At 59.2% G+C, this 13629-nt stretch carries 18 protein-coding genes; 9 read left to right on the forward strand and 9 right to left on the reverse strand.

The features are described 5' to 3' along the window. Window positions 1-111: 111 nt before the first annotated feature. Both SynMITS9220_RS03110 and SynMITS9220_RS03115 read right to left on the reverse strand, forming a co-directional pair. Window positions 112-480: a hypothetical protein gene (locus tag SynMITS9220_RS03110; RefSeq protein ID WP_186990646.1), complete on the reverse strand. Its 369-nt coding sequence runs from the start codon at window positions 478-480 to the stop codon at window positions 112-114. Beyond that, window positions 477-1898, reverse strand: a complete 1422-nt coding sequence (locus SynMITS9220_RS03115; protein WP_186990648.1) for a sensor histidine kinase KdpD — start codon at window positions 1896-1898, stop codon at window positions 477-479. The genes SynMITS9220_RS03110 and SynMITS9220_RS03115 overlap by 4 nt, the downstream gene beginning before the upstream one ends. Window positions 1899-2017: 119 nt before the next feature. Between SynMITS9220_RS03115 and SynMITS9220_RS03120 the strand changes: the two genes are divergently transcribed. Next, window positions 2018-2836 carry an ABC transporter permease gene (locus SynMITS9220_RS03120; protein WP_255483268.1) on the forward strand — a complete coding sequence of 273 codons (819 nt, stop codon included), beginning with the start codon at window positions 2018-2020 and terminating at the stop codon, window positions 2834-2836. A 21-nt stretch (window positions 2837-2857) separates the two neighbouring features. Further along, complete coding sequence (locus tag SynMITS9220_RS03125) at window positions 2858-3118, forward strand: hypothetical protein (protein ID WP_067094117.1); 261 nt, start codon at window positions 2858-2860, stop codon at window positions 3116-3118. Between the two features lie 27 nt (window positions 3119-3145). On the opposite strand, the gene trmH is transcribed toward SynMITS9220_RS03125, so the two are convergent. Beyond that, window positions 3146-3835, reverse strand: a complete 690-nt coding sequence (gene trmH, locus SynMITS9220_RS03130; protein WP_186990652.1) for a tRNA (guanosine(18)-2'-O)-methyltransferase TrmH — start codon at window positions 3833-3835, stop codon at window positions 3146-3148. A 181-nt stretch (window positions 3836-4016) separates the two neighbouring features. On the opposite strand from trmH, the gene SynMITS9220_RS03135 reads away from it, so the two are divergent. Next, complete coding sequence (locus SynMITS9220_RS03135; RefSeq protein WP_186990654.1) at window positions 4017-4340, forward strand: AIR synthase; 324 nt, start codon at window positions 4017-4019, stop codon at window positions 4338-4340. Between the two features lie 77 nt (window positions 4341-4417). Here the strand turns inward: SynMITS9220_RS03135 and SynMITS9220_RS03140 are convergent, their stop codons facing one another. Both SynMITS9220_RS03140 and SynMITS9220_RS03145 read right to left on the reverse strand, forming a co-directional pair. After that, a complete protein-coding gene (locus tag SynMITS9220_RS03140) occupies window positions 4418-4612 on the reverse strand; it encodes a hypothetical protein (RefSeq protein WP_186990655.1) in 195 nt (64 codons plus the stop codon). Between the two features lie 67 nt (window positions 4613-4679). After that, on the reverse strand, window positions 4680-5219 hold the full coding sequence (locus SynMITS9220_RS03145) for a hypothetical protein (RefSeq protein WP_186990657.1): 540 nt from the start codon (window positions 5217-5219) through the stop codon (window positions 4680-4682). Between the two features lie 41 nt (window positions 5220-5260). Here SynMITS9220_RS03145 and SynMITS9220_RS13495 point away from each other — a divergent pair, with 41 nt between their 5' ends. After that, window positions 5261-5761, forward strand: a complete 501-nt coding sequence (locus SynMITS9220_RS13495) for a glycine zipper 2TM domain-containing protein (RefSeq protein WP_370594358.1) — start codon at window positions 5261-5263, stop codon at window positions 5759-5761. Beyond that, complete coding sequence (locus SynMITS9220_RS03155) at window positions 5761-6132, forward strand: MGMT family protein (protein WP_186990660.1); 372 nt, start codon at window positions 5761-5763, stop codon at window positions 6130-6132. The genes SynMITS9220_RS13495 and SynMITS9220_RS03155 overlap by 1 nt, the downstream gene beginning before the upstream one ends. On the opposite strand, the gene SynMITS9220_RS03160 is transcribed toward SynMITS9220_RS03155, so the two are convergent. Beyond that, window positions 6111-6890 carry a phycobilisome rod-core linker polypeptide gene (locus tag SynMITS9220_RS03160; RefSeq protein WP_186990662.1) on the reverse strand — a complete coding sequence of 260 codons (780 nt, stop codon included), beginning with the start codon at window positions 6888-6890 and terminating at the stop codon, window positions 6111-6113. The genes SynMITS9220_RS03155 and SynMITS9220_RS03160 overlap by 22 nt on opposite strands. Before the next feature lie 305 nt (window positions 6891-7195). Here SynMITS9220_RS03160 and SynMITS9220_RS03165 point away from each other — a divergent pair, with 305 nt between their 5' ends. After that, a complete protein-coding gene (locus tag SynMITS9220_RS03165) occupies window positions 7196-8539 on the forward strand; it encodes a 16S rRNA (cytosine(967)-C(5))-methyltransferase (RefSeq protein ID WP_186990664.1) in 1344 nt (447 codons plus the stop codon). Here the strand turns inward: SynMITS9220_RS03165 and SynMITS9220_RS03170 are convergent. Genes SynMITS9220_RS03170 through SynMITS9220_RS03180 form a run of 3 tightly spaced genes read right to left on the reverse strand, consistent with a single transcriptional unit; the run spans window position 8517 to window position 11736 of the window. Then, window positions 8517-10526: a transglycosylase domain-containing protein gene (locus tag SynMITS9220_RS03170; RefSeq protein ID WP_186990666.1), complete on the reverse strand. Its 2010-nt coding sequence runs from the start codon at window positions 10524-10526 to the stop codon at window positions 8517-8519. The genes SynMITS9220_RS03165 and SynMITS9220_RS03170 overlap by 23 nt on opposite strands. Next, window positions 10523-11476 carry a chlorophyll synthase ChlG gene (gene chlG, locus SynMITS9220_RS03175; protein WP_186990668.1) on the reverse strand — a complete coding sequence of 318 codons (954 nt, stop codon included), beginning with the start codon at window positions 11474-11476 and terminating at the stop codon, window positions 10523-10525. The genes SynMITS9220_RS03170 and chlG overlap by 4 nt, the downstream gene beginning before the upstream one ends. Before the next feature lie 11 nt (window positions 11477-11487). Next, entirely contained in the window at window positions 11488-11736 is a 249-nt protein-coding gene (locus SynMITS9220_RS03180; protein WP_067094487.1) for a DUF2862 domain-containing protein, read from the reverse strand. A 77-nt stretch (window positions 11737-11813) separates the two neighbouring features. Between SynMITS9220_RS03180 and hisF the strand changes: the two genes are divergently transcribed. The 3 genes from hisF to ubiE are packed head-to-tail and all read left to right on the forward strand — an operon-like array spanning window position 11814 to window position 13596. Continuing rightward, window positions 11814-12593: an imidazole glycerol phosphate synthase subunit HisF gene (gene hisF / locus SynMITS9220_RS03185; RefSeq protein WP_186990670.1), complete on the forward strand. Its 780-nt coding sequence runs from the start codon at window positions 11814-11816 to the stop codon at window positions 12591-12593. A 47-nt stretch (window positions 12594-12640) separates the two neighbouring features. Next, window positions 12641-12898: a hypothetical protein gene (locus SynMITS9220_RS03190; protein ID WP_255483201.1), complete on the forward strand. Its 258-nt coding sequence runs from the start codon at window positions 12641-12643 to the stop codon at window positions 12896-12898. Then, window positions 12895-13596, forward strand: a complete 702-nt coding sequence (gene ubiE, locus SynMITS9220_RS03195; RefSeq protein WP_186990672.1) for a bifunctional demethylmenaquinone methyltransferase/2-methoxy-6-polyprenyl-1,4-benzoquinol methylase UbiE — start codon at window positions 12895-12897, stop codon at window positions 13594-13596. Before SynMITS9220_RS03190 ends, ubiE begins: the two co-directional genes overlap by 4 nt. The last annotated feature ends 33 nt before the right edge of the window (window positions 13597-13629 follow it).

Here is a 13629-nt window from a genome sequence, read left to right on the forward strand (position 1 = left end):
GATCTCTCCCTTTTGTGGAGTGAATGAATATCGCGTGCTGGTTCAAACCTGATTGGCTTTGGCATCAGGCGCGGTTCAGATGTTCGCCGGCCGTTATGAAGACGTCGTCCCTCAGGAGGTGTGCGCCTCCTGCTCCGCAAGTTCATCCTCCGCATCATTAAGTAGATAGAAGGCCAGCATGGCTAGGCAGGCGATCGCCAGAAACAGGTGATCAATCCAGCCATAGCGAACACCCATGCCAACGGCGGCGATGTGGGTGTTGACCACGATCAGCACCAGGGAGAAGCTGGTCAGCAGCAGGGCGGGTAGCCGTTGAATCTGCCGGCGTTGATGCCACATGCTGAACAAGGGAGGCATCAACACCAGCGTCGAGACGCCGTGCAGAAGACGCATGCTCAGATCGCTATGCAGATGTGGTGTGATCGAGGCCCAGAGATTGGCCGGCACCAGCAGCGAGATCAGGATTAGGTAGGGAATCAAGGGGCTCGCCTCAATTGAATACGAAAGCAGCTGCCCATGCCGGGTTCACTCTTCACCTTGATGCTGCCACCCATCGCCTCCAGCAGCAGTTTCACCACGGAGAGCCCAACGCCGCTGCCGCTCTGCCCCGTGGTGTTGGCCCCCCGGTGGAAGCGATCGAACACGTAGGCCTGGTCCTGCAAGGGAATGCCGATGCCTCGATCTTCCACCTCAAGCATCAGGGTGTTGAGGCCCGATCGCAGGCGCAGCTGGATGGGCTGTTCTGGGGGTGAGTACTTGTGAGCGTTTTCGATCAGGTTGAGCAACACCTGGCGCAGCCTGGCTTCATCGCCGAGTGCTGTGGTGGAGATCCCATCTGCTGGTAGCTCCAGGCTGAGTTCACGATCCAGCACTGTTCCCTGGGCGCGAACCACTTCATCCAGCAGAGGGTGCAGATCCACCGGCTCTTGTTTGACCTGCAAACGCCCTGAATCACTGCGTGAGAGGTCGAGCAGGTCGTTGAGCAGTTGCTGCATGCCGATCGTCTCCTCTTCGGCGTCATGAAGGCGTTGAACCAGTTGTGCCTCCAGCTCCGGTGCCTTGCGGATCACGCGTTTGAGAGAGCCCGACACCAAGGTCAGCGGCGCTTGTAATTCATGACTCACCGCGCTCACGAACTGACGTTGTTGGCTCCAGGACTGGGCCAGTCGTTCGGTGAGGGCGTTGTAGGTGCGTGTGAGTTGGCTGAGTTCCTGTGGTCCCTTGGGCACTGGCAAGGCGGCAGTCTGCAAGCCTTCGGCAGTGAGCTCGGCGCTGCGGTTGCTGAGCTCCTGCAACGGTTTGGTGATGCGCTTCACCAGCAAGCTGACAAGCAGCAACGAGGCGCTGAGGGAGCTGCCCCAGATCAAGATCATCCAGGCCAGAAATTCGCCCTGGGCTGAGCCAAGGCCGGAAATCTCCGTGCTGCTCCAGAGCAGATCACCCGACGGCAGACGTCGGTCCAGCAGCGTGAGGTACTCGCGCTCTTGCAGCACGATCAGATGCGACTGGCCTCGCTTCCGCAGCGGGTTTGCCGAGACGGCGGCTTTGAGTAGATCCGCTGGGATGGGGCGATGAGCTCTTCTGGGAGTGATCACCTGCCCATTGGGCTGTTCCAGCCAGAGGTTGGTGCGCACGCTGGAGTGATCTCGCAGTTGCTGCACGATCAAGGGTTCGCTTGGATCGCCCTGATCGTTTTGGTTCTCCAGGCGATCAGCGAGTGATGCCGATGCGGCCAGCAGCTCCGCTTCACTCACGCGCAGCCGGCTGCGTTCGCTCAGCAACAGCCCTGTGCTGGTGGCACCGGTGAAGCCGAGCAGCACCGCGGCATAGGTGGCAAGTTGCAGCTGGCCGAGCATGGTGCCCGTCAGGCGAGAGCGCCAGTGGCCGGAACGGTTCATGCTCCAATCCTGCTCTCGGTCGGGGAGTCGGGCAAGAATGCGCTTGATCAGCACTGCGCTCCTCTGTGAGTTTTGCCGCCTCGCCTCTGGGCACTGCCCGTCCCAGCCTTTCGGCTCGCATGGCCCGCTGGGGCCTGGTGATCGTGGCGATTTATGGCCTGGTGGCCCTGCTCACACCTGTGTTATTGGCGGCTGACCTGCTGCCGGATCCCAATGCCGGCCTGGACAATCCCATCTACGCGCCTCCCTCGATGGCCCATTGGTGCGGCACCGATCGTCTGGGACGTGACGTTTGCGTTCGCACGTTGCAAGGCAGCGGTGTGGCCCTGCAGGTGGTGCTCCTGGCCGTGACCTTCGCGCTGGTGATCGGTGTGCCCTTGGGCATGGTGAGTGGCTATCTGGGGGGAAGCGTGGATCGCGTGCTCGTGCTGCTGATGGACACGCTGTACACCTTGCCGGTGTTGTTGCTGTCGGTGGTGCTGGCCTTCCTGCTGGGGCGGGGTGTTCCCAATGCGGCCGCAGCGTTGTGCGTGGTTTATATCCCCCAGTACTTCAGGGTGGTGCGCAACCAGACAGCCCAGGTGAAAGCTGAGTTGTTTGTTGAGGCAGCGCGCACTCTCGGCGCCGGACCGGTCTGGATTCTGCGCCGTTACCTGCTGCGCAACGTGATCACCTCGGTGCCGGTGCTGCTCACGCTCAATGCCGCCGATGCGGTGCTGGTGCTGGGTGGCCTCGGATTTCTCGGCTTAGGTCTTCCGGAAACGGTGCCGGAATGGGGCAGTGATCTCAACCTCGCGCTTGCTGCTGTGCCCACTGGCGTGTGGTGGACGGCTCTGTACCCCGGCCTGGCGATGTTCGTGCTGGTGCTGGGTTTGTCGTTTCTGGGTGAGGGGCTTGAAGCTTGGGTGAGCAGCACGGGGCGGGACGCGGCAAAATAGAGCAACGGAACCGATCAGACCATGCCGTTCTGGGCCACGCTCGCTCTGCTGACGCTGATGGTGACGCTGTGGATTTCTGGCCGCAGTAACCCTGATGACGTGATCGGTCTGCTGGAGCAGATGTTGGCGATCGCTCTTGGGCTTGTTGTTCTGTTTATCGGCCGCAGCCTGCCGCTGGAGCTGCTGGCTCTGGTGTTTGCCCTGCGACTGCCGGCAGCGCGTCGCAACCATCCGGTGATGGAGCGCAGGCAAGGCAGCAAAGACGTGTTGATGCCGTTCTGAGCCAGGTCGTTGAGATCTGGATTCGATTCAGCAGCGCAGCTTGGCTGTGCGTGGCAGCTCTTCGAGAATCTCACCGTCTTCTGAGAGCGGCGGATAGCTGCGGCCCTGCTCACGGCACCAGCTCGCCACCTCCGGGTAGCACCACTCAAACAGCAGTTCGGCGTATTGATTTGCAGGAATGCCTTCGCCTTGAAGGGGGGCGAGTCCAGCCGCCTGGCGTTGTCTGATCGCCTCAAACAGCAGTGTGGCCGTGGCCACTGACACATTCAGCGACTGCACCATGCCACGCATCGGAATGAAGACTGCCTGATCCATCAACGCGGTGGCTTCTTCGGTGAGTCCCCATTTCTCCGCACCGAGAACGAAGGCGCTGGGGCCAGTGAAGTCGCAGTCGCGGTAGTCGCGCGCGTTCACGCCCAGGTTGGTGCCGTACAGCCGGAACCCTTTGTTTTTGAGGTGGCGTACTGCGCTGCTGATGTCGGCATGGTCATGTAGGGGCACCCAGCGCTGGCTGCCCTGGGCAGTGCTGTTGAAGGTGCGGGGCCGTCCGCTGAAGCTGACGGCATGGGCTTCCAGAACTCCCACGGCATCACAGCTGCGCAGGATGGCCGAGAGGTTGTGGGGCTTTTCCACGTGCTCCACCAGAACGGTGAGATCCGACATCCGGCAGTCCAGGACCTGCTTCAGACGCTGAAATCTGCGGGGAAGGATCGGCATCGCTGAGATCGCTGCAGGCGCGGAGGCATGCCGGCAGCCATGGGGGCATTGCTCAGATTTGCATGCAAGCCGAATTGGCATCCTGCGGACACGACATTGCATTTGCTACGCAAACCCATGTCATGGCCACCGTCTGAAGGTGGCTTCAGCTGATAGCACTGATCAGAGCCAGGGATCTGGGATGGGCACGATCTTGACGTCGAATGCGGCTTTGGAGCTCATGCGTCAATCCGCTGTTGCTGGCATTCCCGGTGAAATGCATGCCGAAGTGGTGTCTGGAGGCTGCTCGGATTACGCGATTGTGTTCAAGGCAGGCCGCAATTCGGGCGAGCCCATTTCCAGGGAATCTGGAGTGACGCTCTACTCCAAGGCGGAACAAGTGCGGTTGTTTTCTGGAATGGTGATCGACTATCAGGAGTCACTGTCCGGTGGCGGATTTTTTCTATCCGGCAAGACGATTGATGTGTCTTCCTGTGGAAATTGCTTCGCGTTTAGGACCGAATAAAATTGTTACTAAGGGTTGAACTCTTGTTGTTTAAGCTCAACCCTCAATCGCCTGATTTGCTCGGCTGATCGACGTGTTTATCCGCAGCAACTGCTTTGCTGCAGTGGAGTGACGGTGACGCCGCTCACGACTTGTGGATCCATCAAGACGCGCACTTTGATGCCGCCATCTGGGTCATCAGAGAGTTCAATGCCAAGGCCCAAAAGTTCCTTGCCAGCGTCGTTTTTGTAGTTAATCAACTCGACGCGTTGGATATTGCTTGCTTCGGGCATTGCTGAGGCTTGTGTTGTTGTCAACCATTATGCCTGTGTGATGCTGAAACGTTTTCGACTGATGCAATCAGAGCTGTGTATCAGTACTCCCGTCGGTATCGCAAAGGTTGTGGGCTGTGCAGGCGTAGCGCTGCCTAAAGCTATTCACCATGGCCTGTTCTCCAAATCGCAACGCCTTGTTTTGAACCTCCCGCCAGACAGGTCTGTCGTTGAGGTAAGACTCCAGATGTTGACTTGCTTCCGAGTCGCTGCCGAGGGGTGGCAGTCGCTCGCCCATGGCGACTCGAGCTACCAGATTCCACTCCTGTGGGATGCCGTCGATGTTCACAACAGGTACGGCTTCAAGCTTGCAGGATTCGCTGCTGCGAAAGCTGTGTTCAGTGCCATGGCGTCTTGCACGCAGCCAGAGCTCGCTCTCCTGATTGCGAACTTGCAGGTAACGCAGCTCAGCGGCTCGGAGGCCATAGGTGGCCATCAACTGGAATGCGAAGCCATAGCGGCGACCCATCGTTGATTGCGGCAAGGCAGCAAGCAGCTCCAGGATTTCCGAATCCTGCAAGGCATAGATGCTGCTTTTGGGCTGGCTGTTTTTGGGTTGCTTGCTCAATGCCCCTGTCCTCGTTGCCTGGTGCAAGCTGATGGCGTGGATTGGATCGCTGTTTGGAGCATGTGGCTGAGCCCAGTCATATCTGGATGCAGGGTCGCCGATGTTCAGTCACCTCTTCAGAGGTGGGCCTCAACAGGATGGCTCTGTCCATGCATGAAGTCACCATGAATCAGCCTGTTCCGGTGAGACTCTCGGCGCTGCTGACGCTGGCTGCCCTGTTGCCAATCACGACAACTCCTTTGTTGGCGCATGAGTATCGCGGTGATCACGGTCGCGACTACTACGTCCGTCGTGCTTATGACAATGGTCATCACTACGACAACAGACGTGAGTATCTGTATCGACCGAATGGTGTGGCTCGGCGCGCTGCATGGGAGGAACCCAACGCAGATACCAACAGTTGCGTTGAGGGCAGCGTGATCGGCGGTCTACTCGGAGCCGGTCTCGGTGCTGCCCTGTCGCGTGGCAATGGGCGTTGGTTCGGTGTGCCGGTTGGGGGTGCCGCTGGTGCTCTGATTGGTTGTCAGGTCGACGGCGGTTGATGACGGCTCCACGGCGCAACGCGTTTGATCAGCGGGTGAGAGTTGTGGTTGCCTTCATTCCTGAGGGGCGCCTGTCCACGTATGGCCAGGTCGCGGACTGGATTGGTGCCTATGGCTGTGCACGCCAGGTGGGTTGGGCCCTGCGCCGTTTATGTCTGCCGTCGCGCATTCCCTGGCAGCGTGTGGTCAATGCCCAAGGCCGTATTTCGATGAGCCTGAGTCGCGAGGGATCCGACTGGATGCAGCGGGAGCTTCTGATCGCTGAGGGGATTCCTGTGGATCAAGAAGGCCGTTTGCCCCTCAAAAGGTTCCTGTGGTCACCTGATGAAGGGCAGCTCGCTGAGATGGGTCAGTTGCTCAGGGCGCTGTAGGCCACGGTGACCACCAAACGCGTGACTTCGATCACGCCTGCGATCACGAACACCGTTGCAACTCGGGTGGCCCAGCGTGGTGGCTGATTGCCTCTCCAGCTGTTGGAGATTCGCATCAACTGGAGCTTGGCGGAGGCAGGAAACGCGATTCTGCTGGCGCGCCCAGTCGCCAGTTGATTGCCAAGCCTGGAGCCTGTTCCGATGGCTTTGTCGCTATAGGCGTAACCCAGAGAGACTGCGGCAGTGCGGTTGAAGGCCGACTGGGCTGATCCAGGTTGGTTTTGCCAGGAGCGCACGAACGGAACGCCGTGCTCTCCGAAGGCTTGGCTGTATTCCTCTGAATCAATCAGAGAGTCCACAAGCGCATCGTGTCCGGCTGCTGCCTGAATCTGAATGGATTCGGACACTTCGCTTTGGTCATGAGGCGGCCTGCCCAGCAGATGTTTGAAATCCAGTTCGATGGTTCGCTGGGGAGAGCAGGAATCGTAAAAGTTTTTGCGATAGAAGTCCGACTTGGCGAGGCCTCGGATGAACTCCTGCACGCTGATCCGTCCATCGCGCAATTCAGCCTCAAGGGAGATTGAGCGCTCACAATCCATGACATGTGCATTGCCATAAACATGCTTGTAGGCCTCTTGAATCGCCGTATCGACATCTGCTGCTTCTGCAGAACCTGAAAACCCGGACCGCAGTTTTACGGGTTGCTTGGTTGCACGTTCACCGCCGAATTGTGTCGCGACAGAGGTGGACGAAAGCATGGCAATTTTTGGACGTGACCTTGGTATCAAAGAGAGTCTTGAGCGGAACTAAGATTGGATTCAGTGATTCTTATGTTTTCGCAAATAAACAAGATCTTTTTTCAAATTGATCGACGTTTTTAGTGAAATTAGATTTCTTTTTTGAGCGATTTTCAGTATCTCTGCTATTGCGTTGATTTCGTTTGGCGGCTTGTGGGCTTGCCTTTGAAGCCTGTTGTCTCAGGCTGAGTGCTGCCTTGTTGTTGGCGCATGACCCCAGGCTCTGGAGGTTGCTGGCCGATGATTGAAGCCAGCGAAGCCCATCTATGGCTCAACCTGCTGATCCGTCTTCCCGAGATGCTCTGCTCTCTCGTCGTGTTGCCTGGGATGTGCTTGAGGCGGTTGCAGCAGGGGCTTACGCGGACGTCGCTCTGGAGCGGGCTCTGCGGCGCCGGCCTCTGAATGCTCTCGATCGTGGATTTGTCACGGAGCTGTCCTATGGCGCGATTCGCTGGCGGCAGTGGCTGGATGGCTGGCTGGATCGCTTGGGCAAGGTGCCTGCCCGCAAGCAGCCACCACGTTTGCGTTGGCTGCTTCACATCGGCCTTTACCAGTTGCTGCGGATGGAGCGCATTCCTGCCTCGGCTGCCGTGAATACCACCGTGGAACTGGCCAAGCAGGGCAAGTTGGCGCGTTTGGCACCGGTGGTGAATGGACTGTTGCGTTCAGCCTTGCGAGCCCGTGAGGCTGGCGAAGCGTTGGCTCTGCCTGCGGAGCCGGCGGCTGCTCTGGCCCAGGAGCAGTCGCTGCCGTTGTGGCTCAGCCGTGGACTGTTTCAGTGGTGTGGCCCAGAACAGGCGGAGCGCGTTGCCAGAGCTTTCAATCAGGTTCCGCCCCTCGATCTGCGCGTGAATCGCCTGCGTTCAACGCCCGATCGTGCCGAAGCCCTGTTCGCCGAACGCGGCATTGCAACAGCTGCGATCGCCGGTTGCCCGGATGGACTTCAGGTGCTGGAGCCATCCGGTGATCTGCGCCAGTGGCCTGGTTTCAGCGAAGGCCATTGGTGCGTCCAGGATCGTGCGGCTCAGTGGGTGGTTCCGTTGCTGGATCCATGCCCTGGTCAGCGCGTGCTGGACGCTTGTGCTGCCCCAGGTGGCAAAGCCACTCATTTGGCCGAGTTGATGGGAGATGAGGGAGAGATCTGGGCTGTGGACCGTTCACCCGGTCGCTTGCAGCGGGTGGCCGCCAATGCGGCACGGCTGGGCTGCAGCAGTATTCAGGCACTGGCGTCCGATGCGTCGCAGCTCGCCCAGGAGCGACCGGAGTGGAGAGGGCGATTTGACCGGATTCTTGTGGATGCACCCTGTTCAGGTCTAGGCACGTTGGCGCGCCATCCCGATGCTCGCTGGAGAGTCACCGAGGAGTCGGTGGCTGACTTGCTGAAGCTGCAGATCGAGCTCCTGGATGGTCTTCGATCGTTGCTGGCACCGGGTGGACGTCTGGTTTACGCGACCTGCACGATCCACCCCTCAGAAAACACTGAACAGATCCACGGCTGGCTGCAGGACCATCCTGATCTCGTGCTCAACTCAGAGCAGCAGCGCTGGCCTGATCCCAGTGGGGGCGATGGCTTTTATGCCGCAGTGATCACTGCACCGGCAGCGGCATGAAGTTTTCATCCACAGGTGGCCCCCCGGGTGGAGCGATGTAGCGCCTAGGGGGTGTGGCTGGCTTGTCGGTTGTCGGTTCTTCGCCGCTGCTGAACGGCTGGTCCCCATTTTCATCGGTGGCTGTGGCGCCCGTTGTGGTGCGGCTTTGCCTTTGCGGACCTGTGAAGGGGCGGTTGAGGACTGGTTTAGGAGGGAAATTCTGAACGTTGTAGCTGCCCTTCACTTGGGTCATGAATTGCTTCCAGGCCCAGGCGGCCTCGCCGCTGCTGCTGTTGGTTTCGGCGTTGTTGTCATAGCCGAACCAGACAGCGGTGGTGAGTTGTGGAATTGAGCCAATGAACCACAGGTCTCGGGCTCCTTCGGAGGTGCCGGTTTTGCCAGCCACAGGGCGATCATCAAGCCGTGCTGCAGCACCCGTTCCTCCTGTCACCACCCGTTGCAGCATCCAGTTCATGGCATCGGCCACCTCGCTGTCGAGGGCCCGACGGCCTTTCTCGCCATCGATGCGCCTGCTCCAGAGAACGTTGCCTTCCGGGCCGCGGATTTCTTCGAAGGCCATGGGTTTGACGTACACCCCGCGATTGGCCACGGCGGCATAGGCGGTCGTCATCTCGAGCACGGTCTGCTCATAGGCACCGATGGCCATCGGGTAGTACTTGCCAAGAGGGCGCTCGTTGCCAATGCCCAGCTTGTTGGCGGTGCCGATGATCGCTTCGAAGCCGACTTTGTCCTGAAGCTGCACGGCCACCGTATTGAGCGAATTCTTGAGGGCGTCAGCCAGTGAGATCTTGCCGAAGTATTTGTTGTTGAAATTCTTGGGGCAGTAGCCCGACCAGCAGCGAGGAGCATCCATAAAGATGTCTTCCGGTTTCACTCCCGAACTGAGGGCGGCGGCATAAGGAAACAGCTTGAAGGTGGATCCCGGCGAGCGCAGGCCCTGGGTTGCTCTGTTGAATTGACTGCTGCTGAAGTTCTTGCCACCCACCATCACTCGCACCAGGCCCGTTCCTGGTTCCATCGACACGATCACCCCTTCGGTGTTGAACGGGGCAAACTTCCTCACCACTTGCTGGGCTTTCTTCTGCCAGTCGAGATTGAGGCTGGTGCGGATCTTCAGACCTCCAACTTCAATCTGCTCAGGGGTCAGCAGCTGCGGCAATTGCTGAGCCACCCAGCTGGTGAAGTACGGCGCTGAGCTGTTGAAATATTTGGGAATGGCTGGTTTGAGATCGAGCGGGCTGTTGCGAGCCTGCTCGGCTTCGCTGGCGGTGATGAATCCAGCCTGTTGCATCCGATTCAGCACGATGCTGCGTCGCTCCAGGGCCAGGTCAGGGTTCACCAGCGGTGAATACACCGATGGAGCAGGGGGAAGGCCGGCAATCAGTGCGGCTTCCTGCAGGTTGAGTTGATTCGGTGTCTTGGAGAAATACACCCAAGCGGCATCGGAGAGCCCGTAGGCGCTGGCTCCGAGATACACATAATTCAGGTACTGCTCGAGAATCTGCTCCTTGCTGAGCTGGCGTTCGAGTTTGTAGGCCAGGGCAGCTTCTTTGAGCTTGCGCGTGATCGTGCGGTCCTGACTGAGGAACACCGTTCGTGCCAGTTGCTGGGTGATCGTGCTGGCGCCTTCTCGCACGGCTCCCTGGCGCACGTTGCGCACCAGAGCCCGGCCGATTCCCCAGATATCAACACCGTTGTGCTCGTAGAAGCGTCGATCTTCCGCGGCGATGAACGCCTGCTTCACCAGCAAAGGCATCTCCCCGGGTTTGATTTTTTCGCGGGTCGCAGGTCCCAGCTTCTGGATCACCGCGCCATCACTGGCCAGCAGGGTGATCGTGCCGGGTCGATTGAAACGGCTGATGCCGCGTGCATCGGGGAGCGTGGCGTCGAAAGCACTGACAACGGCGGATTGCGCCAGAGCCACACCACTGCCGATCACAAGGGCTGAACCGCCGATCAGAATCCAATGACGACGGGTGCGAATCACATGCCTTGGGTCAGAGGGCTGTGACCAATCGCTAAGGCGGTGACCAGCATTCCCAGCACCAGAAAGGGTTGCGCGCTCGCCTGATATTTCACGTCATAGGCCACGGGATCGCGCAGCAGCCAGATGTCCTGAAAGGTGATCTGGGGCACGATCAGCAGAACAAGAAGAACAGCAGCAAAATGCTGCCCGATCGCGATCAGCACCGCAACCATCAGCAGCTGAAACAGATCAATCATCCCAGCGCTGATCCAGCTTGCGGGGCCAATTCCGAATGCAACCGGAAGTGACTGAAGCCCGAGGGCACGATCACCTTCCACACTTTTGAAGTCGTTCACCACGGCGATCCCCAACCCTGCAAGGCTGTAGGCCAGGGTGAGCAGAGCGGTCGCCCAAGTGAGTTGACCGAAGAGTGCCTGGCCTGCCCACCAGGGAAGCGCGATGTAACTGGCGCCCAGGGCGTAGTTACCAAGCCAGCCGTTTTGTTTGAGCTTGAGGGGAGGAGCGGAATAGATGTAGCTGACGAAAGACCCGCCGATAGCCAGCAGAAAGAGCACAGGGGTGGTGTGCTGGGCCCATTGGTCAAGACCCCAGGCCACAGCTAGTCCGCTCAGCAGCAACACCCAGATCTGCAGCCTGACCTGTCCCAGTGAGATCGCGCCGGATGGGATCGGCCGGTAGGGCTCATTGATCGCGTCGATGTCGCGGTCGTAGTAGTCGTTGATGGTTTGGGTGTAACCCGCCAGTAGGGGGCCACTCATCAGCATGCAGGCGATGGCGGCGAGCACGTGATCAAGACGCCATTCGTAGTTCCCACTTGCCGCAGCGCCGCAGACAACGCCCCAAATCAAGGGGATCCAGGTGACCGGCTTCATCAGCTGCAGACGCAGCTTCCAAATGTTGGTGGTGCCACTGGCACCCTTCATGCCGAGCAGCTGTCGGGCGTCACTCACGGAATCAGGCCTCAGGCAGCGACGATCTCGTCTTCAAAGAACCAGGAGCTGGATCCATCGCTCAGCTCGACGACCACTCCAATGCCTTTGCCATCGACCGTACGGAATTCAGTAACGGTGCCGAAGGCATCACTTTTCAGGAGGTCAACCATGCCCTGGGGAATGCGATCACGAACCCGGGTGACGCGAACTTTGCTCCCAACCTCAATGGACTCGAGTTTCGGTGTTGGAAGAGGTTCTGAGCCGGTTAATCGTTTGATCAGATTGAGAACATTTCCCAGCATGACCTGCAAGGCTTGGAAAGACGTTGCACCTTAACAGCCGTGTATCGAATGCCATGGTCGCCCTGCGCTTGATTCCCTGTCTTGATGTCGCCAAGGGGCGCGTGGTGAAGGGGGTGAATTTCGTCGGACTTCGCGATGCGGGAGATCCTGTCGAGCTGGCCTGCCGTTACAGCCAGGCCGGTGCTGACGAACTGGTGTTTCTGGATATCGCGGCCAGTCATGAGGGCCGAGCCACCCTGGTGGAGATGGTCCGCAGAACATCGGAGCAGGTCACCATTCCCTTCACCGTTGGCGGTGGCATTGCTTCGGTAGAGGGCATTACCGAGCTCCTGCGGGCTGGAGCTGACAAGGTCAGCCTCAATTCCTCAGCAGTGCGAAGGCCGGAGCTGGTGAAGGAAGGAGCGGACCTCTTCGGTTGTCAATGCATCGTGGTGGCGATTGATGCTCGCCGCAGGGAGGCAGGCGGCTGGGATGTGTATGTGAAGGGTGGCCGTGAGAACACTGGCCTGGATGTGATCGCCTGGGCACGCCGAGTGGCTGAACTCGGAGCCGGTGAAATCCTGCTCACCTCCATGGATGGTGATGGCACCCAGGCGGGATATGACCTCGAGCTCACGCGGGCGGTTGCACAAGCCGTACCTGTGCCTGTGATTGCTTCCGGCGGCGCTGGTTGCCTTGATCACATCGCTGCGGCACTCGATGAAGGCCCGGATGGCGGACAGGCATCTGCTGCACTATTGGCATCCCTGCTTCATGACGGAATCCTCACCGTTGAGTCGATCAAGGCCGATTTGCTCAGCCGAGGCCTGATGATCCGGCCCCTTGAGGCTTGACTTCTCTTAATGTGTAAAGAAGTGTTCTGCGCGGTTGGATTCCCTTAGTGCATCTCCTGCTTTCCACGATTGAGGCACTGACGGTTTCTTCAGTTCACCCACTGATCCCAACGAGCTGGGTGCTGCCTCTTGGCATTCTTTTGGTGTTCGTGGTGGTCGCCCTTGTGGGCTGGGCACTTCAGTTGATGCAAGCCGCCATGGATCAGGGCGAGTTTTCGCTCATGTTGGCTGGCTGCATGGTGTGCTCAGCCGCCGTCGGACTCGCCACTGTGATGGTGATGACTCTGAGCGACCTGCCGCTTTGAAGCCCGGCGATGCTGAAGCCGTTGAACAGTTGTTCAACGATGCTGCGCCCAGTTACGACAAGCTCAACGATTGGCTCAGTCTTGGGCTGCATCGCCAATGGAAGCGAGAGATGGTGCTGCAGCTCTCACCAAAGCCGGGAGAGCAATGGTTGGATCTTTGTTGCGGAACGGGTGATTTAGCCCTCTCTTTGGCACGCCGTTTGCGACCTGGAGGGAGTGTGGTTGGTGTGGACGCGGCCGCTGCACCTCTGGCGATTGCGGCCCAACGATCAGCGTGCGAACCCTGGCTGCCGGTGCAATGGCAACAGGGTGATGCTCTGAACCTGGAGATGCCTGATGCCTGTGCCGATGGGGTGTTGATGGCTTATGGATTACGAAATCTTGCTGACCCAGCGGCAGGTCTCAGGGAGCTTCGGCGCGTGCTGCGTGAAGGAGGCCGGGCCGGTCTGCTGGATTTCAACCGACTGCCCTCTGGCACTGCTGCGGCACTGTTCCAACGCACTTACCTGCGCAGAGTGGTGGTTCCCATTGCATCTCGGGCCGGTCTTGCTGAGCACTACGCCTATTTAGAGGAGAGCCTCAAGCGTTTTCCTGATGGAGCCGCTCAGCAGCAGCTGGCTCTCGATGCCGGTTTCCGCGAAGCGTGCCATCGCCCAGTGGCAGCAGGCCTGATGGGCCTTCTCACAGTTTGGGCCTGAGCCATTCATCTTTCGAAGTGCCTCGCTTGCGAC

Origin of the sequence: Synechococcus sp. MIT S9220 (assembly GCF_014304815.1) — a bacterium.
GTDB lineage: Bacteria > Cyanobacteriota > Cyanobacteriia > PCC-6307 > Cyanobiaceae > Synechococcus_C.

Bases quoted from the DNA above. Each gene is read 5' to 3' on its own strand.
- SynMITS9220_RS03135 (WP_186990654.1), top strand. From the start codon at position 4,017: ATGGGCACGATCTTGACGTCGAATGCGGCTTTGGAGCTCATGCGTCAA.
- SynMITS9220_RS03160 (WP_186990662.1), bottom strand. From the start codon at position 6,890: ATGCTTTCGTCCACCTCTGTCGCGACACAATTCGGCGGTGAACGTGCA.
- SynMITS9220_RS03155 (WP_186990660.1), top strand. From the start codon at position 5,761: ATGACGGCTCCACGGCGCAACGCGTTTGATCAGCGGGTGAGAGTTGTG.
- trmH (WP_186990652.1), bottom strand. From the start codon at position 3,835: ATGCCGATCCTTCCCCGCAGATTTCAGCGTCTGAAGCAGGTCCTGGAC.
- SynMITS9220_RS03140 (WP_186990655.1), bottom strand. From the start codon at position 4,612: ATGCCCGAAGCAAGCAATATCCAACGCGTCGAGTTGATTAACTACAAA.
- SynMITS9220_RS03115 (WP_186990648.1), bottom strand. From the start codon at position 1,898: ATGAACCGTTCCGGCCACTGGCGCTCTCGCCTGACGGGCACCATGCTC.
- SynMITS9220_RS03125 (WP_067094117.1), top strand. From the start codon at position 2,858: ATGCCGTTCTGGGCCACGCTCGCTCTGCTGACGCTGATGGTGACGCTG.
- SynMITS9220_RS03165 (WP_186990664.1), top strand. From the start codon at position 7,196: ATGGCTCAACCTGCTGATCCGTCTTCCCGAGATGCTCTGCTCTCTCGT.
- SynMITS9220_RS03120 (WP_255483268.1), top strand. From the start codon at position 2,018: ATGGCCCGCTGGGGCCTGGTGATCGTGGCGATTTATGGCCTGGTGGCC.
- hisF (WP_186990670.1), top strand. From the start codon at position 11,814: ATGGTCGCCCTGCGCTTGATTCCCTGTCTTGATGTCGCCAAGGGGCGC.